Source organism: Roseateles chitinivorans (assembly GCF_050632145.1).
Taxonomy (GTDB): Bacteria; Pseudomonadota; Gammaproteobacteria; order Burkholderiales; family Burkholderiaceae_C; genus Roseateles; species Roseateles chitinivorans_B.
Map to the genome: position 1 here is coordinate 4,168,316 of NZ_CP192577.1, position 18,195 is coordinate 4,186,510.

Consider the following 18,195-nt stretch of genomic DNA (forward strand, 5'->3'; position numbering starts at 1 on the left):
TTGCAACGGACGCGCGCTTGCGGCGATAGGAAAAACGCGACAGCGACACGGCATGACGGAACAGGCACGCAGCGCCGCCCGAGGCATTCTCCACCCCGGACTGGCACCGGGGCATTTTGTCCATGAACAGCGGCCCCCGTCACCCGACCTGGCGCCTTGGATCGAGCACCATTGGTTCGTGGCCTGGGACCTTCGCGGCCGGGCGCCTCGCTCGCAGGCGACCTTGCCGCATCCGAATGTCCATTTGGTGGTCGAGGGCGGCGAAGCGCTGCTGTGGGGCGTTCAACGGGCGCGGTTCACCAGGACGCTGGCGGGATGCGGGCACGTCCACGGGGTGAAGTTCAGGGTGGCTGCGTTCCCTGCCTTCCATGCATCGCCGGTGTCGGAGCTGGCCGACCGGCAGGTCGACGCGCGACAGGTGCTGGGCGATGAGGTGCTGCGGCTGATCGAGCCGCCGATGGGCGGGACGCCCGAGGCGGGACAGGAACGCATGGAGGCGCTGCTTCGCTTGAAATTGCCTCCGACCGTGGACGGACGTGCGGAGCGTCTGGCGGAGATCGTCCGCGCCATCGGCGCCGATCCGACGATCACCACGGTCGACCAGGTGTGCTGGGCCACCGGCGAGTCGCTGCGTCGCCTGCAACGCGACTTCCACCATTACGTCGGCGCGAGTCCCAAATGGGTGATCGCGCGGTATCGCCTGCACGAGGCGGTCGCACTGCTGCAGAGCGGCGAGGCCAGACCCGATGCCGACCTGGCCCAGCGTCTGGGCTACTTCGACCAGGCGCACTTCATCCGGGACTTCCGACGCCTGGTCGGGGAGACGCCCGGGGCGTATGCCGAGACGCTTCGACGCGAGGCGGAAGCCATCGGCACGGCAGCGGGGTCCCGGTAGGGGCGGCGTCCTTTCGCCAGCGGCGCAACCCGGTCGCAGCGTGGCGGCACCGTCTTCGGAGAAGATCGCGGCTGTCGACTTCACCTGGACCGGCACCGTCATGCGCGCGAGCCCCCTTCGGAAGACCCGGAACTGCTGCACCTCTCATCCCTGGGCGTCGCGCCGCTCGCCGGCGTGCTGCTCGTGGTGGTGACGCTGTGGATCATGGCTATCCGCGCGCCGCTTCACAGCGTCGACTTCGACATCCCCGGTGACGGCTGCCTTGGCTTCTCCGGTGCGGACGCGGTCCGGGTCGACACCGTCACGATCGACGGGGACGGTCTGGTCGTCTGGAACGGCGAGATCCTGACCAGTCGTGAGGCCCTCGAATCCCGGATGCTGGCGATCGACGCCTTGGGCTTCGACGACCAACCCGTGATCCGCGTCGAGCCACGAGAGGGGGTGAGCTACGGCGCATTCCTGGCGTTCATGGCGACCGCCCAACGCCACCGCGTCGGGACGGTCCGCATGATCGGAGACGGCGCAGTGGAGATGCGAGTCCTGCCCGCGGCGATCTGAAGCCCGGCTGATCAGGCGTGAAGCTCAGGTCGGCAAGGGCATCGATGTGGCGGCTTCCGACACCACCAGCACGCGCACCGGCTTCGCATAGCAATGACTGTTCGCACGCAGTGTCGCCAGCAACGATGCAACGGTGGCGTCGTCCGGTTCCCGCACCATCAGCAGCGTGGCCCGGCGAGGGCGGAACGCCTCGGCCGGCCCCAGCGATCCCGACCGCCACCAGCCGCAATCCCACGGGTCGCGAGGTGACGTGCCGCGCTTCGTCATGCACTCGCGCCACAGGATCTGAAGACGCCACAGCAGGCCTCGCCAACGGCCCAGACGCGCGAGGGCGTGGCTGCCGTCGAGTTCGCAGGCCACGCCGTCCAGACCGTCGTGCGGCGCGATGCCGGCAATGCGCAAGGGCTCGTCCGTTGCCGCAGCGCCCGCACCCTCGCACCAGGCGCGCAGCGAGGACAGCAACGCGGTGTCGACGGCGCCGCCCGTGCCGGGGGCGCCATCAGCGCGTTGTCGAAACCGCGGGGCAGTCGCATGGCGGGGCGGTTCAGCCGCCGCTGGGTTTTCCGGCGCTGGCCGCGCTGGCGGGCCGGGCCTGCGGGGCCACGCCGATGGGGATGACCTTGACGCCGGAGGGCGTCGCGCTGACCTCGGTCGGCCGGGGCGCCTGCGCCGGCTTCGGGGAACTCAGGCGAATGACCGAGAACATGTTCACCACGCCCTGGCGGGCCTCGGAGGCGAAGAACAGGCCGGCCACGGCCAGGACGACGGCCGCGATGCCGGCGATGAATTTGACGGGGGAGATGCGCAACATGAGGAAGCCTTCGACGGGGCACGAAGGGTAACAGCGCGGCGCCGGACCGCGTCCGGCTTCCGTCCTGTCGCCGGCGCTTCCCTCAACGCCGCATGCCGGCCAGCCCTTGCGCCAACGACACCGCCGGCCGATACCCCAGCTCCCGCTCCGCCTTGCCGATGTCCAGCGTGAACGGCGCGCCGATCAGGCTCAGCATCTGCCGCGTGATGGGCGGCTCGCCGGGGCGGGAGAAGGTGCGCCAGATCCACTCCATCGCGCCGGCCATCAGCCAGGCCATGCGCAACGGCGCCGAAGCCTTCGGCGGCTCGACACCACGGCTGCGCAGCAGCGCGGACAGGAAACCCTTGAGCGTCTGGTCGACCCCGTCGCTGACGAAGTACGCCTGCCCGCCGGTGCCGTGATCCACCGCAAGCTCGAGCGCACGACAGACGTTGTCCACGTGCACCGTCGACATCGCCTGCGAGCCGTCGCCCACCCAGCGGAAGTCGCCGGCCTCCACGCTCTCGATCAGCTGGTCCAGCATCGGCATGCCCGCGCCCCAGATCATCGGCGGACGCAGGACCACCGTCTCGAAGTGGCCCGGGCGATTGGCCGCGAGCACCAACGCCTCGCTGCGCGCCTTGGAACTGCTGTAAGGGGCCCAGGGCCTCTCCAGTCGGGGCAGGGACTCCGTCGCCCGCAGCCTGGGCACGGGGTCGCCCAGCACGACCGCCGCCGCGCCCAGTTGCACGAAGCGGCGGACCGAGGCCTGCTGGGCGGCGCGCAGCAGGTGGGCGGTGCCCTGCACATTGGACTGCTCGAATTCGGCGGCGTCGCCCCACAGCTTGAACAGCGCGGCGACATGGAAGACCACGCTGCAACCGTCGACCGCCGCGAGCAGGGCGTCCGTGTCGTCCAGCGAGCCGCGCACCGGCTCGGCCCCGTGCCTGCGTACACTTTGCGCCGCGGCGTCACCACGAGCGAGCGCCCGCACGTGCCAGCCTTCGCCGACGAGGCGCTCGATCAATCGGCCGCCGACGAAGCCGGAGCCTCCGGTCACCAGACAGGTACGGGTCATGACAGTCTTTCTATAGCGTTGATATAGAAAGCGTATAGCGATGCTATATTCCGTGTCAAGACAGTTCCGGAAACCGATGCGGGAACCATGGAAACCGACACTGAATCCGCCATCCTCGACGCCGCCGCGCAGCTGCTGGAGGCTCACGGCCCGTCCGCGCTGACGACGCGGGCCGTCTGCGATCTCGCCGGCGTGAAGGCGCCGACGCTCTACCACCACTTCGGCGACAAGGACGGGCTGGAGCGGGCGCTCGTCCAGCGCGGCCTGGTCGAGTTCATGCGCCGCAAGCGGGCGCCGCGCGGGACGGAGGAGCCGCTGCAGCTGCTGCGCTTCGGCTGGGACGTGGCGGTGGACTTCGCGCTGGAGCAGCCGGCGCTGTCAGCGATGTTCGCGCGGCATGCGCTCGCGAGACCCGAACTGACGGCCGAGCCCTACGCGGTCATGCGCGGGCATGTCCAGCGGCTCGTCGACTCGGGCCGGCTGTCCGGGCCGGTCGACCCGGCCGCGCGGGCCGTGTGGGCGGCCTCGCAGGGGTGCTGTCGCTGGCGAGGCCAGGGGCCGTCCGCAAGGAGGTCGAGGCGACCAGCGAGCTGATCTTCAATGCCGTGATCGACGCGCTGGCGTCACGGCCCGGGTGAGGGCCGCCACATGAGCCGTCACATGGGCTGCCACATGAGCCGGGACCGTCACTCCTTGGCGATGGCTTCCACCTGGATGCGCAGGTTCACGTCCATCTTGAACCCGTAGTCCTTGCCCGCATCCAGGCCGAACTCGCCACGGTTGAAGCTGCCCGAGGCGTCGGCGCCGCAGAGCTCGCGCTTGAGCATCGGGTGCGGCACGCACTTGAGCTGATTCACCGTCAGCGTCAGGGGCCGGGTCTTGCCGTTGAGCGTGAGCTCGCCCACCACCTGGGTCGGCACGCCGCCCTTGACGCCCTCGAAGCGGCCCTTGAAGGTCGCGCTCGGGTTCTTCTCGACGTTGAAGAACTTCTCGCCGGTCGCCCAGGCGTTCATCGCGTCCAGGCCGAAGTCGATGCTGGCCAGGTCCATCTTCACGTCGACGCTGCCGGCGCCGGTCGCCTTGTCGTAGACGATGGTGCCGGCGCTCTTGTTGAGCTTGCCGCGCCAGTTGGACAGGCCCATGTGGTCGGCCTCGAAGCTGGGGTAGGTGTGGGTGGGCTCGATGTCGTAGGTCGTGGGCGCGGCCTGCGCGGCGGCGGCGAAGGCGAGCAGGGCGGAAGCGAGCAGCAGCGGTTTCATCGGGAGTCCTCGAGGTGGTGTTGAAGGGAAGCCACCCTGACGACGATCGGGGCGGGCCGTTCTCGACATCGTCGCATCATTGCCCGGCCAGGCGCTGCCGATCGTCGGCTGCAGTGCTCCGCTCCGGCCGCTCCAGCCGCTCAGGCCGCTCAGGCCGCTCAGGCCGCGAGCGCCGCGATCTTGTCCTGCGCCGTCGCGATCGCGGCAGCGCGCTGGTCGGGGCCGTAGGCGATGCCGTCGGCGGCGATCACCTCGATGTCGCGGATGCCGATGAACCCCAGCGTCGCGCGCAGGTAGGTCTCCGCATGCTCGAACGAGGCATACGGCGAGCCTTCCGCGTAGATGGCGCCGCGGGCGATGGCGAGGAACGCCCGCTTCCCGCCGGCCAGACCTTCCACCTTGCCGTTCGCGTCATAGCGGAAGGTCTTTCCTGCCACCAGGATCCGGTCCAGCCAGGCCTTGAGCTGGCTGGGGATGGTGAAGTTGTAGAAGCCGACACCGATGACGATGACGTCGGCGGCGAAGAGCTCCTGCAAGGTTTCCGTGCCGGTCGCCAGATCGGCTTGCAGCGCGGCGCTGGGCACGTCGTCCGGCTTAGCCGCCGCCGCCAGGTAGGCGCCGGACAGATGGGCGATCGGATCGGCCGCGAGATCGCGGTAGACCACGGTCGCATCGGGCGCGGCCGTCGTGAGCTTCGCGACGATGCCGGCGGACAGGGTGCGGCTGACGGAATGGTCGCCGAGGATGCTGGAGTCCAGGTGGAGGATGTTCATGGTCGGTCCGGTTCTCAAAAGTGACCAGAGCTATTATTGGTACCGGACTTGGCAACGCAAGGAGGCACATTGTTGAAACCCAGGCACAAGGAAGTGGCCGTCCCGGAGGAGATGCCTCAGGCGGGTCAGTGCGCGTCCATCAACGCCGTCCTCTCGCGCATCGGCGACAAGTGGACCATCCTGACGGTCATGCTGCTGGCCAAGGGCCCCCGGCGCTTCAGCGAACTCAAGCGCGAGATCGGCGGGGTGTCGCAGCGCATGCTGACGCTGACGCTGAGGAACCTCGAGCGCGACGGGCTGGTGACGCGCACGGTCTATCCGACGATCCCGCCCCGCGTGGAGTACGAACTCACCCGCGTGGGCCACTCGCTGCGCATCCCCGTCGAGGAACTCGGGCAATGGGCGTTCGCCAATCTCGACACGATCGCGCAGGCGCGGGCTGAGTTCGATGGCCGCCGGCAGGAGGGAGAGGGCGGTTGATCGATGGCTGCCCCCACGCCGGCACCATCGGGCCGTTCCGATGGCGACAGGCGCTTCAACCGTTTCGCGAGAGCAGCAGATATCCCACGATGTCGGCGATGCGTTGGAGCAGCACTTCGTCGTAGGGCAGCCAGGGCACTGCGGCGAGGCGGCGTCCCGCCGGCGCGGGCGGGATGTCGAGCACCACGGGCTCGCCGCGCACCGTGACGCGGGCGGTGGCGAGGTGCACCGCGTGATCGCCCACCTGCAGGTGCCGGGCGGTCATCGACACACGTCCGTCGGCGATGACGTCGGCTAACACGTGGGCGAGCGCGTCACGCCGTGCTTGAGCCATTTCGCCGAGCGAATGCTCCGACAGCGCTTCGAGGCGGCGCCAGCGCGCGATCTGCGGGTGCGGCGCCCCGCTGCGGCGCGCAGCGTCCAGATCGTCGACGGTCAGCGGCAGGTCCGACGGCCCGTCTTCCAGCGCGAAGCCGGCGGTGCTCACGAGCAGGTCGATCGCCCGGCAGGCTTCAGAAAACACGATCGGCTCGACCGACGCCGGAGCGCAGCGCTTCCACCGGGGACCGTCGCGGCGCTCGAACATCACGGCACCGCTGTCCGTGTTGCCGTCGGCTCCCGGAAACAGCCGCCCGGTCACCGCGAAGGTCACTCGCACGGCGCCGAAGTCGCGGACCAGGCCTTGATCGCGCGCGATGCGCCATCCCTCCCTGCGCGCCAGCCCGAGCAGCGGGCGCACCGACAGCACATGGCCTTCGAACATCGACGTGGCCGCGACGTCGCCATCGCCATCACCATCGGTCTGTTCGATCGGCAGCACGTAATGCTCGCGGAACGCCTGTCGGAAAGGCTGGCGCAGGCGGCGGGCGACCACGGCGGCCTGCCAGCGGCGACGCTCGTCGACAGTCGCGGTGACCGGGTGCCACAGCGACACGCGAGCGTCGTCGTGCAGCGTGATCGGGTGTTCCTCGGCATCGGTGGGGACGCCGTCACGACCGGTCAGCATGAGGGCGGACGCAGCGCCATCGGGCCGCGTGGCCACCCAGATGAGCGAGCGCGCCAGATCGCGTCCGCCGGGCGCGTCGGCCAGGCGCTCGTGCCACACGGCGATCGGCAGGTCCAGCCCCTGCCAGAGTCCGGCCTCGACACTGGTCACGAGCATGGCCGACCGTTGCTTGTCCTTGGGCCCCGAGGTCAGCCGCAGCGCCACCTCCGGACGCTCCGCGAGTCCACGTTCGGCCGGCTTCAAGTTGCGGGCGAGCTTCTTGGCGACCCCTGCGTGACGCACGACGGCCAGCGCCGCCTTGAGCGCCTCGACAGCCTCGGGCGTGGGCACCGCCTCGATGGCATGCCCAAGCGCGATGGCGACCGCCTGCGAGGGCAGGGTCCTGGCCGCGGTGGGGGCCACGCACACCTCGGGCAGCAACTGCCGGATCAACGGTCCCAGCCACGGCTCATCCCGCAGGGCTGCGACGCGCATGGCGCGGCCGATGGCCTGGGCGTCGTCGGGGGTGAAGGCACCGTCCGCCTGGTAGGGGATGTCACCGCGGTGGATGGCGCCCACCCGGTCCGCCGCGCGTTTCAGCACCTGCTCCGCGTGAAGCACGAAGGCGGGCTCGGCGGCGAGCGCCGGCGTCGGATCGGCCGGCAACTGCGATTCGAAGAACTGCACGTTCGGCCACCCGCCGGCCATCGCCAGCCAGGCGTCCAGGCCGAGATCGGGCAGCACGTCCAGTTCGCTGCGCCAGTACGGCGAGCGCGATGCCCGTGGCGTCAACGCCTCGCGCAGGCGATCGAACGACGGGCGGCCGGCGATGAGGGCCAGCGCGAGGCCGCCATGGATGTCGTGGCGCTCGGTCACGTTCGCTTCGCTGAGATCGCCGAGCACACGGTCGGCCTCGGCCGCCAGGGCCGGCGAGGGCACCTGGGTGAGCAGCGCGAAGAGCTCGAGCGCGGGACCCCATTGGCGTGGCGTCACGTCCTGCAACGCGGCCAGCGCGGCGCGTCCGCTCAGGGCCGGCACAAGACCGGTGTCCCGCACCTGGACGAGGATGGACAAGGCCGCGTCCTTCGCTGACCGAGGCCCGTCGGGGTCGCTCGCGGCGCGTCGGATCTCGGCCCACAACTCGCCCAGTTCCAGCGGTTGCAGATCGGCGATGTCGACCGGGGCGCCGACGAAGCCGGGGTGCGAGGGGGCAGGTGCCGTGAGCCGAACCCTGAGGATCGTGACGAGTGGCCGCTCGATGCCTTCAGTCATTGCGGCTCATCGTCCTTGGTGAAGAACTCCGCATAGCCACCCCTCAACAAATAGAAGGTCGATTTCGATACGAAGTGAATGAGCTCCCCAGATTCGGAGCGTCCCTTGGTGTACACGATGAACAGCGATAAGCCGTTCTGCCAAATCACTCGATAGGGGAGGCAGAAACCCGAGTCCTCATACGTGTGATGCCACCGCTTCCCGGTGTAGCGATTGATGGTCTTCCCCAGTCCATCCTCTATGAACTCCCGCCTGCCGCTGTCCGAGGGGCTGGGCGCGCCCCGGTTCCAGCGGCGAACGGTTTTCTCCTTGTCCGACCGCCACGTGCCGATCAGCCACGTCGAGGGCTGGAAGCGCTTAGGCAGAGGCTTGATGACCGGACGGTCATCGCGCGACTGCGGCCCGGAGTGACGGCGAGAGCGGGAGGGGCGGGGGATCATCGTGCAGGCAAGGATAACAAGGCGGCAACTCCTGACCCTCGACGGAAAAGGCATCGATGACTCGACCGCATGCCAGTCGTCGCTGTGGAGCCATCTGTCGTCAGCCCACCTCGATCACCACCTTGCCGCGCAGCGGCTGCTCGCCGACCCGCCGCTGCTCGAGCGCCGTGTGCGCCGCACCGATCTCCGCCAGCGGGAAGGTGGCCCCGATGACCGGCCGGATGCGGCCGCGCTCCAGCAGTTCCTTGAGCGCGAGCAGCTTGCCGCGGTTCTGCCTCGTGAAGACGAAGTGGTACTCCGCGTTCACGCCCCAGGCGGCCACCAGGTTTTGAGGCGTCGCGATGTCGACGATCGACACGACGCGTCCGCCGTCCGCCAGCACGTGTGGCGAGCGCTCGAGCGTGTTGCCACCGATGGTGTCCAGGACGACGTTCACGCCGCGGGCGCCCGTCAATTCGCGCACGTGGTCGACGTAGTCGCCCGCCTCGTAGTCGATCGCTTCATCCGCGCCGAGCGAGCGGACGAACTCGAACTGCGAGGCGCTGCAGGTGGTCAGCACCCGGGCGCCCATCGCCTTGGCCAGCTGGATCGCGATGGATCCGACGCCGCCTGCGCCGCCGTGGATCAGGACGGTTTCCGCCGGCTGCAGGCGGGCCCGCGTGACCAGCGCTTCCCAGGCGGTGCCGCCGACCAGCGTCAAGGAGGCCGCCTCGGCATGCGTCAGGTTGCGCGGCTTGTGCGTCACCAACTCCTGCGGGACCACGTTGAACTCGGCGTAGCTGCCGCCCTTGGGTCCGAAGATCTTCGGCGTGTAGAAGACCTCGTCGCCGGGCTTGAAGTCGTGCACGCCGGCGCCGACGCGCTCGACGACGCCGGACACGTCGTGCCCGATGACGGCGGGCAGAGGCACGTACGCCGGGTAGTCGCCACGGCGGATCTGATAGTCCAGCGGATTGATGGACGTGGCGATGACGCGCACGAGCAGTTCACCGGCATCGACGGCCGGCACGGGGATGTCCTGCAGTTGCAGGTGGTCGACGCCGCCGAAGGCGGTCAGGACGATGGCTTTCATGGGGACTCGCAAGGTTGAGTTGACCGTCGTTCCGCGGATCTGTGCGGAACCCCTGCATTGTCATATCGCAAATTATCGAAATGTTGAGGGGCGGTCCGTGACCCTCCTGCCGTTGATGGCGATGGGGCAGGTCTTGCGCGGACGGATGCGCGCTGCTATTCGCGACGTGGGCCCACTTACACTGCCCGGTCGATTGCTTGATTCAGCCTATGTCCGAAGAAGTGCCGTTGCTCCGCGTGCTCGAGGTGCTGGCCAACGCGCAGCGTCTGGAGATCCTGCGCAAGCTCAAGACGCCCGGCAGCTTCCCTCCCCAGGAGGAGGGGGACCCGCTGGTCGACGGCGTCTGCGTGTCGTCGATCCAGGCGGGGCAGGGACTGGCGTTTTCGACGACCTCGAAGTACCTCGCCGATCTGGCGAGTGTCGGCCTGGTCATCGTCAAGCGGTCGGGCCGGTGGTCGTACTACCGGCGCGATGAGCGGGCCATTGCGGCGCTGGGACGGCGGATGGGCAGCGAGCTCTAGGCTTGGTCCGGGCAGCTCTCAGGCAGGGTGCGATGGGATCGCGTGGATCGCCGCATAGACGCAGGTGCTGCGCGGTTCGCCGCCGGGCGTGACGCGGTCGTTGCGCAAGGTGCCTTCCAGCTGCATGCCGATCGCTTCGCAGACGCCGCGGCTGCCGGCATTGGCCTCGTCGGGGAACGCTTCGACGCGCCGCGCGCCGAGCGAATCGAACGCGTAGCGCATCAGCGCGGACGTGGCCTCAGTCGTGAGGCCCTGGCGTTGGCGACCGGTCCTGCACCAGAAGCCGAGTTCGAACTTGGGCACCGTCCAGTCGATCGAATGCAGGCTGAGACTCACGACCAGCGAGCCCTGGCGGTCGAACGCGAGGTACACCAGTGACGTCCGTTGGAGGAACTCCGCGGCGCTCTGCCTGCAATAGGTCTCGGAGACCGGCACCGAAGGCGCCGCCATCGCCCAAGGCAGCGAAGCGGGCCACGCGCGCAGATCATCGAGCGACGCCAGGACCGCCTCGTGGACGATCTCGCCGTCACCGGCGCGCGGCGTGCGCAGCAGCAGGCGCTCGGTCTGCAGTTCAGAGGCGACGTCGCGAAGGATCGGATCGTGAGGCATCGGACTTGAAGTGTATGGCCGGGCAGCGAGCGATCACGGCATGAGGTCTCGCATCAAAGGCTCCGGCAGTTGCGCTACGCGGGAGGCGGTGCGGTCGCCGCCGGCGCAGCCCCTTCCGCTGGTTCCGGCAGCCGCGCGAGCTGGGCCTGCGCCAGCCGGTGATAGATCGGCACGCTGATCCATCGCGACACGAGACTCGCGAGCAGCGCGGCCGCCATCAGGCTCAGGACCATCGAATGGCCGTCCACCATCTCCATGACGATGATGAATGCCGTCACCGGCGCCTGCGTCACCGCCGCGAGGAAGGCCGTCATGCCGATGGCGATCATCGCCGCGGCGCCTTCGGTGGTGTGGGTCAGCTGGGCGATGTCGCTGCCGATGCCGGCGCCGATGGCCAGCGAGGGCGCGAAGATGCCGCCGGGAACGCCCGACCAGACCGCGAGCCAGGTCGCGACGATGCGCAGCGTGACGTAGAGGAGCGGCAGGTCGAGATGGCCCTCGACGAGTCCGCGGGTGTAGTCGTAGCCGCTGCCGTCGGTGGCGCCATGGCTGACCAGTCCGAGGACGGCGATGGCCAGCCCGCAGGCGAAGGCGAAGCGCACGGGAAAGCGGGCGCGCCACCGGCTGAAGCGGTCGTTCCCGCCGAGCAGGCTGCGCTGGAGCAGCCGGGAGAACACGCCGCCGGCCAGGCCGCAGCCGATGGCCGTCAGCAGGCCCGGCAGCAGGTGGGACCAGGTCAGATGGTCGACGCGCAGCCGGCCGAAGTAGCTGGCGTTGCCGAAGACGGAGACCGCCATCAAGCCGGCCAGCACGATGGCGGCGATGATGAGGCCGCTGCTGCGTTGCTCGATCTTGCGGGTGAGTTCCTCGATGGCGAACATCACGCCCGCCAGTGGCGCGTTGAAGGCCGCCGCGATGCCGGCGGCGCCGCCGGCGACCAGCAGTCCGTCATGATTGAGCGGCGATCGCCGCGGCAGCCAGCGCTGGGCGTGCTGCATGACGCCGGCGGCGATCTGCACCGACGGTCCCTCGCGCCCGATGGCGAGGCCGCCCAGGAGCCCGCCCGACACCAGGAACAGCTTGGCGATGCTGAGCTTCAGTGAGACGAACAGCCCCTGCTGTCCGGGGGCGACCTTCGGGGAGAGTGCGGCCATGACCTGGGGGATGCCGGAGCCGGCGGCTCCCGGGATGAAGCGGCGTGTCACCCACACCAGGAAGGCGGTGCAGACCGGGGTCCACACCAGCGGCGCCCAGGGCGACCAGCTCCGCAACGTCGAGAAGCCCTCGATCGCCTGGTCGCTGACCCAGGTGAAGAGCACGACCGCCAGGCCCGCGGCCACGGCGAAGGCGAGCACGACGGTGCGTGCGAGCCATTGGCGCCAGTCGGCCAGGTCGTCGCGGACGGCGGAGAGGAAGTCGGGGTCGTGGTGTGCGCTGGAGTCGGTGTGACGACCGCCGGGTTCACTGGGGGGCGAGGAGGGCGATCTCGGGGGTGAGGTGTCATCGGCCATCACCCCAGTATCCCGCTGTCGGGGGGCGGTCCTGGGCGTCGGGCGCCCCTGGGAAGGCGTCAGCCCATCGACGATCGAGCGACGGCGCCTGCCCCATGGACCTGCGATCCGTGTTCAGTCGCAGGCGCCGTCGCGCCAGGACTCGGCGGGCACCAACCGGCGCGAGGCACCTTCCCCGGCAAGACAGAAACGCACCGAGTAGCCCCGGGTCGGGTCCGATCTGTCGGATGGGCGCACATTGAGAAATGCCGAATAGACCCTGCCGTTCTTCAGCGAGGCGTCCGTGCTCGACTTCGCTTGACGGATCAGGACGGGACCCGTCGCCCCGCCATCGCTCAGAACACCTTCACCGTCCGCAACTGCGCCTGCTCGTCCTCGGTCGGGAAGACGTTGACGCGCAGGCGCCGCGGGAACATGTCGTCGACGGCCTGCATGTGGTGTCCGGCGATGCGCACCGCATCCGCCCAGGCCACGACCACGGTGTCGTCCGGCTTGTCCAGCGAGGCGAAGGCCAGCAGGTCGGTCTGGGGGAGCAGCGTGTCCACGCCGTTCGACCACACCGAGTAGCTCAGGATGCGTTCGCTGTCCTTGAACTGCACCAGCTGGGCCGTGCCCACGAAGGGAGCCGACGGATCCTGCGCGTTGCGCTGCTCCAGCAGGTTCTTCTGCGCGGCGTAGTCCTCGGAGTCCTCGATGGCGATGAGCTCCTGGTACATCTGGCGCAGCGACTCCGGCGGCTCGAAGGGCCGCCATTCGCGCTCGACGAGCTGCAGCGGGCGGCACGACAGCCAGCGCGACTGCTCCTCTCTCAGCTGCTTGCACGCCGAGGCCATCAGCGCGAGACCGGCGATGTCGTTCGCGTCCGCGACCAGCAGCACGTGCCGCAGCGGCACCATCGCGACAGGATGCGCCACGCCGGATCGGTAGATCACATCCGGCAGGAGCAGCCGCGAAGGCTCGTACGAATCGTTCCACGCGCCTTGCCACAGGCCGGGCGCGATCTGCTGCCAGCCGGCGTCGCTGGAGACGCCGCGCAGGTTGCGCAGCGCGTCGTCGAACGCGGTCTCGAAGCTCACGCCCCAGTTGTCGAGCATGCCCTGCACGACGCGCGCGGTGCTCTGCGGCGTGTCCAGGCCGAGCATCGCGACGTAGTCGCCCGCGACCGGGCGAGACGGCGTGCGGTTCGACTCGCGCGACAGCGCTTCCTTGTCGAGGGTCAGCGAGCTGGCCGCGTTCATCGCGCTCTTGTCCATGTCGGCGCGTGTGCGCAGCAGCGGGAGCAGGCGTGCCTGGACGCTCGCGTAGTCCTCTGCCTTCTCGGGGAGGATGTCGTCGATCGGGCGGAGCACGACGCCTTCCACATACCGGTTGAACTCGGCGTCGCGCGCGCGGCCCCCTTGGTGCGGAGGAGGTCCTTCATCAGGTGCACCAGATTCGAGTGCATCTGCACGTCGTTGAGCGAGAAGCGGACCTCCGGCGGGACTTCCTGGAAGGTCACCCCGGTGGCGCCGGCGCCGTCCAGGCGCTTGACCACGCGCTTGAGCACGTCAGCCGTGGTGGGCCGGCCGAATTGCCAGCGGATCCAATCCATCATGAGCCACTCCCTGTCATCTTGTGGACGGGATTGTCGGGCGAGCATGGAGGAGGCATGCCTCGGCACCCGGCTGGGATGCGGAATCTGCCGCAGGGCTTCGAGGGCCCGTTGACGTCTGTGGGGACGAGGTGACAGCCCGCTACCCCTTTTGGGGGGCGCCGCGGGAACCTTCGGTCATCGGGGCGGGCCTGCCAGGCCTTCAGGAGTAGACGATCGTCAGCACGATGAAGTAGCCCACGATGAGGGCGAAGGCGATCTGCCTCAATCGCTTCTCGACCGTGCGCGGATTCTTGTAGACCCATGCGGCGGCGACCCGGATCCGTTGTCGGAGCGGATGGGCTTCCGGCAGCAGCAGAGACAGCACATAGGCCAGACCGACGACGAGCCCGACCGCCGCCAGCGCCGATGCCATGATGAGAAGTCCGGTCATGAGTGCCTGATGCCCTGGAAATGGAGGCGCGATGCTAGCCGAACGGCGGGGGCCGCCGCAGGGGGATGTCTGTCGAAGGCAGGAGAGGGCGGAGGTCCGCCGTCAGAGGGAGCGGTCCTCGAATTGCACGAAGCGCCAGCACCCTTCGCGCCGCGTGAAGCGGTACGACATCTCGATATCGGAGCCGTCCTTGAAAAGCTCGACCTCCATGTCCTCGGTCGACGAGGGCTTGAGGCGATGGGTCAGGGGCCCTTGCTTCTCCAGCGCCGCGATGGTCTTCCACCGCATGAATTCGGCTTTCGATGTTGATCGCACGGTCGGCGCGGACGCATCGGCGCCGGCCTTGTCGGCCCCATAGGTCCATCGGACGGTCCGCAGCGGAAACGTCGTCCGGTCGGCAGCGAATCGCTGGTCCGTCGAGAACGGACCGAAAAACGCGGCGAAGTCCTCGGGGGTCGACGCGTTGCAGGGAGCGGCTTCGGCAGAGGCCGCGAGCAGCAGCGTGGCGGAGACCAGGAGTTGTCGGAGCACTGTCATCGTGAGGGCGAGCTTAACGCCTGAGCCCCTCTTGACGCGCCAGGCGGCGATCCCGCAACCCGGCGAACACGTTGAACACCGCAAGGGCGATCAATGCGACCTGCAGCGTCGCGACCGCGATGGTGACCGCAAGCAGTCCGGCGCCGAGGTCGTCCGTGCCAGGAGGAACCGGCGGGAGCCACCACGCCATCAGCAACGCCGTCACGCCCATCCACGCGGCCAGCGCGATGACCGAGGACACGAGCAGCCGCACCAGGATCCGTTTCATTCGACCTCTCCCTCTCTGTGAAAGACGAGGAGGATGCTTTGCGACTGTGAGGGCAGTGAGAAGTGTCGGGCGCTCAGCGCCATGTGTGAGCCACGTGGACGCCATGTGCGAGCCACTGCACGACGGCATGGTCGTGCTCAGGCGGTGCTCCGCCGACCGACGCCTTGCTCCTCCCGCAGCTGGCTGAGCGCCGTGCGCGGCGGGACGCCGAACGATGCCGTGAACCGCCGCTGGAAGGTCCTGCGCGACATGTGGCAGAGGTCCGCCATCTCGTCGATCGTCCAGGGGTGCGACGGGCTCGCCAGCACGCGGTCCATCAGGTCGGAGAACGGGGCGCCCGCCCGGTCCTGCGCGCGCAACGCCTGGCTGTACTGGCGCTGATCGCCATCCCTGCGCCACGGCACCACCAGCCGCCGCGCCACCCGCTGCGCCACCGTCCGGCCGCAGTCGCGCTCGATCAGCATCAGCGCCAGGTCGATGCCGGCGGTCACGCCCGCGGACGTCCAGTACTTGCCGCTCTCGCTGTAGATCAGTTCATCGGAGACCTGCAAGGCCGGGAAACGCCGCCGCAGTAGCGCGGCGGAGCGCCAGTGGGTCGTCACGCGCCGGCCGTCGAGCAGGCCGGCTTCGGCCAGCAGGAAGGCGCCGGTGCACACGCTGCAGGTCCGCTGCGCCTTCGCGTCCGCGGCCCTGAGCCAGGCCAGGACCTCGGGCGTCCTGGCGACGCGGTGCACGCCTTCGCCACCCGGCACCATCACGGTATGGATGTCCGCCGCGAGCGACTCGGCCAGGCCCCGGTCGACCTGCAGGCGCAGCCCGTCCCCTGCCGTCGCGGCCATGTCCGCGGCGCCGCAGGTGGCCAGCCGGTAACGCGCCCGGCCGCTCTCTTCATTGGCCGAGACGAACGCCTGCCACGGTCCTGCGAGGTCGATCGGCTGGAAGCCCTCGAACAGGAGGAACGTGATGTGGATTGGCGCAATCGGACCCGTTTCTGGCACGCGTGCCTCCTGTCGATTCTTTATCGTGACGAGTCTCAAGGAGCCTCTTCATGCAAGTCAACGTCCTGCTGTTCCCCGGCGTCACGCAACTCGACCTGACCGGTCCGTACGAGGTGCTCGCGCGGGTCCCCGGCGCCACGGTCTCGCTGGTGTCGGCAAGTCTGGATCCGGTCGCCTCCGACCGAGGGCTGGTGCTGACGCCGACCGCGACCTTCGCGACTGCCGGCGCCTGCGACATCTTCGTCGTTCCCGGCGGTCCGGGCGCTGACGATCTGCTGACGCAGGCGCCGTGGATCGATTTCATCGTCGCCCAGGCGGAACGCGCGTCCTACGTGATGGGCATCTGCACCGGTTCGCTGCTGCTGGGCGCCGCCGGACTCCTGCGCGGCAGGCGCGCGAGCTGCCACTGGACGGCACGCGAGTTCCTGCCGGCCTTCGGCGCGTTGCGCGAGGACGCGCGCGTCTGCGTGGACGGGCATCTCCTGACGTCCGGCGGCGTGACGTCGGGCATCGACATGGCGTTGCAGGCCGTCGCGTTGATGCGCGACGAGGACACTGCCCGCCAGATCCAGCTGCAGATCGAGTACGACCCGCAACCGCCGTTCCCCGGCGGCACGCCGGAGACCTCGCCGCCGCACATCGTGCAGCGGTGCCTGGAGGCCGGCCGTGCCCGGTACCCGATCCGTGCGGCCGCGGTCGCGCAGGCGGCGGAGCGCCTGGCGCGTCGCCCGGCCTGAGACGCAGGAGGAGGGCGCAGGGCGCCGGGCGCCCCGACGCGTCAGACGCGTCAGACGACGTCTTCGATCGCCCGCTTCAGCAGCGACAGTCCCAGGTCGATCTCCTCGTCGCTGACCGTCAACGGCGGTGCGATGCGGAAGACGCCGCCCATCAGCGGCAGCTGCACGATGTTCATGCTCAGGCCGTGCGCCATGCAGGCACGGGTGATGGCCGCGCCGAGTTCGGGCGCGGCTTCCTTGCCGGCCTGGCTGCGCACGATCTCCACACCCAGCAGCAGACCGCGGCCGCGGACATCGCCGATGCAGTCGAACTCGCGCTGCAGCGAGCGCAGCCCCGCCTCCAGCCGTGCGCCGGCGATGCGCGCGCGCTCGACCAGACCGTCGCGCTCGACGATCTCCAGCACCTTGAGGCCCACCGCGGCGGGCAGCGGGTCGGAGACATGCGTCGTGTAGAACAGGAAGCCGCGCTCGTGGCAGCGCTCCTCGATCTCCGCGGTGGTCAGCACCGCCGACAGCGGAATGCCCGCGCCCAGCGTCTTGGACAGGGTCAGGATGTCCGGCGAGACGCCGTCGCGCTCGCACGCGAACATCATCCCGGTGCGTCCGACGCCGGTCTGCGCCTCGTCGAGGATCAGCAGCATGCCGCGCTCGCGGCACTTCGCCTGGAGCGCGCGCAGGTAGCCCACGGGCAGGTCGATCAGGCCGCCGGAGCTCAGGATGGGTTCGGCGATGAAGGCCGCGAGGTTGCCGCTGGACTGGCGGTCGATCAGGTCGAAGGCGTAGTCCAGCTCCGCCTGCCAGTCGTCGGCGCCGCCGAAGCGCGGCCGGTAGGGATTGGGCGCCGGGATCGCGAAGGAGCCGACCGCCGCGGGGCCGTAGCCCTTGCGTCCGGCGCAGTAGGTGGCGGAGGCCGCCGCGCCGGTCATGCCGTGCCACGACTGCGCGAAGCCGACGATCTCGTACTTGCCGGTGTACAGCTTGGCGAGCTTGAGCGCCGCCTCGTTGGCCTCGGCGCCGGTGCTCAGCAGCAGGCTGCGCTCGAGGCCCGCCGGCGCGATCTCGGCCAGCTTCGTCGCCAGATCGACCACCGGCCGGCTGAGCATGCCGCTGAAGAGGTGGTCCAGGTTGGCCGCGCGATCGGCGATCACCGCGGCGATCTCCGGGTGACCGTGTCCCAGCAGCGAGCTCATCTGGCCCGAGGTGAAGTCCAGGATCGCACGCCCCTCGGCGTCGTGGACGAAGCTGCCGCGCGCGCGCTCGATGATGAGCGGCTCGAAGCTGCCGCCGTAGCGGATCAGATGCTGGCGGGAACGGGCCCAGAACGTGGGGTCGGCGTTGCGTGACATGGCGGCTTCCTTGGACTCGTGACGGACATGAGCCTACGGAGA

General features: G+C 69.4%; 22 protein-coding genes. 6 read left to right on the forward strand and 16 right to left on the reverse strand.

Annotation, left to right across the window (positions count from 1 at the left end):
• The first annotated feature begins 52 nt into the window (after positions 1-52).
• Together ACQ86G_RS19070 and ACQ86G_RS19075 are read left to right on the forward strand one after the other, a co-directional pair.
• A complete protein-coding gene (locus ACQ86G_RS19070; protein ID WP_431256790.1) occupies positions 53-895 on the forward strand; it encodes a DUF6597 domain-containing transcriptional factor in 843 nt (280 codons plus the stop codon).
• 174 nt (positions 896-1,069) lie between these two features.
• Positions 1,070-1,453, forward strand: coding sequence for an ExbD/TolR family protein (locus ACQ86G_RS19075; protein WP_431256791.1), 384 nt, complete (start codon positions 1,070-1,072; stop codon positions 1,451-1,453).
• Positions 1,454-1,477: 24 nt separating this feature from the next.
• On the opposite strand, the gene ACQ86G_RS19080 is transcribed toward ACQ86G_RS19075, so the two are convergent.
• The 3 genes from ACQ86G_RS19080 to ACQ86G_RS19090 all read right to left on the reverse strand — a co-directional run bounded on the left by ACQ86G_RS19080 (position 1,478) and on the right by ACQ86G_RS19090 (position 3,321).
• Entirely contained in the window at positions 1,478-1,915 is a 438-nt protein-coding gene (locus ACQ86G_RS19080) for a hypothetical protein (protein ID WP_431256792.1), read from the reverse strand.
• Positions 1,916-1,997: 82 nt separating this feature from the next.
• Positions 1,998-2,264, reverse strand: coding sequence for a hypothetical protein (locus ACQ86G_RS19085; protein ID WP_431256793.1), 267 nt, complete (start codon positions 2,262-2,264; stop codon positions 1,998-2,000).
• Between the two features lie 82 nt (positions 2,265-2,346).
• Positions 2,347-3,321 (reverse strand): NAD-dependent epimerase/dehydratase family protein, encoded by a 975-nt coding sequence (locus ACQ86G_RS19090; protein ID WP_431256794.1) that lies wholly within the window; start codon positions 3,319-3,321, stop codon positions 2,347-2,349.
• 87 nt (positions 3,322-3,408) lie between these two features.
• On the opposite strand from ACQ86G_RS19090, the gene ACQ86G_RS19095 reads away from it, so the two are divergent.
• Complete coding sequence (locus ACQ86G_RS19095; RefSeq protein WP_431256795.1) at positions 3,409-3,915, forward strand: TetR/AcrR family transcriptional regulator; 507 nt, start codon at positions 3,409-3,411, stop codon at positions 3,913-3,915.
• A 92-nt stretch (positions 3,916-4,007) separates the two neighbouring features.
• On the opposite strand, the gene ACQ86G_RS19100 is transcribed toward ACQ86G_RS19095, so the two are convergent.
• Both ACQ86G_RS19100 and ACQ86G_RS19105 read right to left on the reverse strand, forming a co-directional pair.
• Positions 4,008-4,580: a YceI family protein gene (locus tag ACQ86G_RS19100; RefSeq protein WP_431256796.1), complete on the reverse strand. Its 573-nt coding sequence runs from the start codon at positions 4,578-4,580 to the stop codon at positions 4,008-4,010.
• 158 nt (positions 4,581-4,738) lie between these two features.
• Complete coding sequence (locus ACQ86G_RS19105) at positions 4,739-5,353, reverse strand: FMN-dependent NADH-azoreductase (protein ID WP_431256797.1); 615 nt, start codon at positions 5,351-5,353, stop codon at positions 4,739-4,741.
• A gap of 72 nt (positions 5,354-5,425) precedes the next feature.
• Between ACQ86G_RS19105 and ACQ86G_RS19110 the strand changes: the two genes are divergently transcribed.
• Positions 5,426-5,833, forward strand: a complete 408-nt coding sequence (locus ACQ86G_RS19110; protein ID WP_431256798.1) for a winged helix-turn-helix transcriptional regulator — start codon at positions 5,426-5,428, stop codon at positions 5,831-5,833.
• A gap of 55 nt (positions 5,834-5,888) precedes the next feature.
• Here the strand turns inward: ACQ86G_RS19110 and ACQ86G_RS19115 are convergent, their stop codons facing one another.
• The 3 genes from ACQ86G_RS19115 to ACQ86G_RS19125 all read right to left on the reverse strand — a co-directional run bounded on the left by ACQ86G_RS19115 (position 5,889) and on the right by ACQ86G_RS19125 (position 9,602).
• Entirely contained in the window at positions 5,889-8,090 is a 2,202-nt protein-coding gene (locus ACQ86G_RS19115; RefSeq protein WP_431256799.1) for a DUF4132 domain-containing protein, read from the reverse strand.
• Positions 8,087-8,530, reverse strand: a complete 444-nt coding sequence (locus ACQ86G_RS19120; RefSeq protein WP_431256800.1) for a hypothetical protein — start codon at positions 8,528-8,530, stop codon at positions 8,087-8,089. The genes ACQ86G_RS19115 and ACQ86G_RS19120 overlap by 4 nt, the downstream gene beginning before the upstream one ends.
• 100 nt (positions 8,531-8,630) lie before the next feature.
• Positions 8,631-9,602, reverse strand: coding sequence for a zinc-dependent alcohol dehydrogenase family protein (locus ACQ86G_RS19125; RefSeq protein ID WP_431256801.1), 972 nt, complete (start codon positions 9,600-9,602; stop codon positions 8,631-8,633).
• Between the two features lie 209 nt (positions 9,603-9,811).
• Between ACQ86G_RS19125 and ACQ86G_RS19130 the strand changes: the two genes are divergently transcribed.
• Positions 9,812-10,123, forward strand: a complete 312-nt coding sequence (locus ACQ86G_RS19130; protein WP_431256802.1) for an ArsR/SmtB family transcription factor — start codon at positions 9,812-9,814, stop codon at positions 10,121-10,123.
• 18 nt (positions 10,124-10,141) lie between these two features.
• On the opposite strand, the gene ACQ86G_RS19135 is transcribed toward ACQ86G_RS19130, so the two are convergent.
• From ACQ86G_RS19135 to ACQ86G_RS19165, 7 genes are all read right to left on the reverse strand, one after another.
• On the reverse strand, positions 10,142-10,732 hold the full coding sequence (locus tag ACQ86G_RS19135; protein ID WP_431256803.1) for a GNAT family N-acetyltransferase: 591 nt from the start codon (positions 10,730-10,732) through the stop codon (positions 10,142-10,144).
• Between the two features lie 74 nt (positions 10,733-10,806).
• A complete protein-coding gene (locus tag ACQ86G_RS19140; RefSeq protein ID WP_431256804.1) occupies positions 10,807-12,243 on the reverse strand; it encodes a chloride channel protein in 1,437 nt (478 codons plus the stop codon).
• Between the two features lie 335 nt (positions 12,244-12,578).
• Positions 12,579-13,592, reverse strand: coding sequence for a hypothetical protein (locus tag ACQ86G_RS19145; protein WP_431256805.1), 1,014 nt, complete (start codon positions 13,590-13,592; stop codon positions 12,579-12,581).
• Between the two features lie 444 nt (positions 13,593-14,036).
• On the reverse strand, positions 14,037-14,267 hold the full coding sequence (locus ACQ86G_RS19150) for a hypothetical protein (protein WP_431256806.1): 231 nt from the start codon (positions 14,265-14,267) through the stop codon (positions 14,037-14,039).
• Between the two features lie 102 nt (positions 14,268-14,369).
• On the reverse strand, positions 14,370-14,804 hold the full coding sequence (locus ACQ86G_RS19155) for a hypothetical protein (protein ID WP_431256807.1): 435 nt from the start codon (positions 14,802-14,804) through the stop codon (positions 14,370-14,372).
• 13 nt (positions 14,805-14,817) lie between these two features.
• On the reverse strand, positions 14,818-15,072 hold the full coding sequence (locus ACQ86G_RS19160; protein ID WP_431256808.1) for a hypothetical protein: 255 nt from the start codon (positions 15,070-15,072) through the stop codon (positions 14,818-14,820).
• 137 nt (positions 15,073-15,209) lie between these two features.
• Complete coding sequence (locus ACQ86G_RS19165) at positions 15,210-16,070, reverse strand: GlxA family transcriptional regulator (protein WP_431256809.1); 861 nt, start codon at positions 16,068-16,070, stop codon at positions 15,210-15,212.
• A 50-nt stretch (positions 16,071-16,120) separates the two neighbouring features.
• Between ACQ86G_RS19165 and ACQ86G_RS19170 the strand changes: the two genes are divergently transcribed.
• Positions 16,121-16,807 carry a DJ-1/PfpI family protein gene (locus ACQ86G_RS19170; RefSeq protein WP_431256810.1) on the forward strand — a complete coding sequence of 229 codons (687 nt, stop codon included), beginning with the start codon at positions 16,121-16,123 and terminating at the stop codon, positions 16,805-16,807.
• Positions 16,808-16,857: 50 nt separating this feature from the next.
• On the opposite strand, the gene ACQ86G_RS19175 is transcribed toward ACQ86G_RS19170, so the two are convergent.
• Positions 16,858-18,153 carry an aspartate aminotransferase family protein gene (locus tag ACQ86G_RS19175; protein ID WP_431256811.1) on the reverse strand — a complete coding sequence of 432 codons (1,296 nt, stop codon included), beginning with the start codon at positions 18,151-18,153 and terminating at the stop codon, positions 16,858-16,860.
• Positions 18,154-18,195: the final 42 nt, after the last annotated feature.

Coding starts and splice junctions, on each gene's coding strand:
- ACQ86G_RS19070 (WP_431256790.1), top strand. CDS start 53: ATGACGGAACAGGCACGCAGCGCCGCCCGAGGCATTCTCCACCCCGGA.
- ACQ86G_RS19085 (WP_431256793.1), bottom strand. CDS start 2,264: ATGTTGCGCATCTCCCCCGTCAAATTCATCGCCGGCATCGCGGCCGTC.
- ACQ86G_RS19090 (WP_431256794.1), bottom strand. CDS start 3,321: ATGACCCGTACCTGTCTGGTGACCGGAGGCTCCGGCTTCGTCGGCGGC.
- ACQ86G_RS19095 (WP_431256795.1), top strand. CDS start 3,409: ATGGAAACCGACACTGAATCCGCCATCCTCGACGCCGCCGCGCAGCTG.
- ACQ86G_RS19100 (WP_431256796.1), bottom strand. CDS start 4,580: ATGAAACCGCTGCTGCTCGCTTCCGCCCTGCTCGCCTTCGCCGCCGCC.
- ACQ86G_RS19105 (WP_431256797.1), bottom strand. CDS start 5,353: ATGAACATCCTCCACCTGGACTCCAGCATCCTCGGCGACCATTCCGTC.
- ACQ86G_RS19115 (WP_431256799.1), bottom strand. CDS start 8,090: ATGACTGAAGGCATCGAGCGGCCACTCGTCACGATCCTCAGGGTTCGG.
- ACQ86G_RS19120 (WP_431256800.1), bottom strand. CDS start 8,530: ATGATCCCCCGCCCCTCCCGCTCTCGCCGTCACTCCGGGCCGCAGTCG.
- ACQ86G_RS19125 (WP_431256801.1), bottom strand. CDS start 9,602: ATGAAAGCCATCGTCCTGACCGCCTTCGGCGGCGTCGACCACCTGCAA.
- ACQ86G_RS19130 (WP_431256802.1), top strand. CDS start 9,812: ATGTCCGAAGAAGTGCCGTTGCTCCGCGTGCTCGAGGTGCTGGCCAAC.
- ACQ86G_RS19135 (WP_431256803.1), bottom strand. CDS start 10,732: ATGCCTCACGATCCGATCCTTCGCGACGTCGCCTCTGAACTGCAGACC.
- ACQ86G_RS19140 (WP_431256804.1), bottom strand. CDS start 12,243: ATGGCCGATGACACCTCACCCCCGAGATCGCCCTCCTCGCCCCCCAGT.
- ACQ86G_RS19150 (WP_431256806.1), bottom strand. CDS start 14,267: ATGACCGGACTTCTCATCATGGCATCGGCGCTGGCGGCGGTCGGGCTC.
- ACQ86G_RS19155 (WP_431256807.1), bottom strand. CDS start 14,804: ATGACAGTGCTCCGACAACTCCTGGTCTCCGCCACGCTGCTGCTCGCG.
- ACQ86G_RS19160 (WP_431256808.1), bottom strand. CDS start 15,072: ATGAAACGGATCCTGGTGCGGCTGCTCGTGTCCTCGGTCATCGCGCTG.
- ACQ86G_RS19170 (WP_431256810.1), top strand. CDS start 16,121: ATGCAAGTCAACGTCCTGCTGTTCCCCGGCGTCACGCAACTCGACCTG.
- ACQ86G_RS19175 (WP_431256811.1), bottom strand. CDS start 18,153: ATGTCACGCAACGCCGACCCCACGTTCTGGGCCCGTTCCCGCCAGCAT.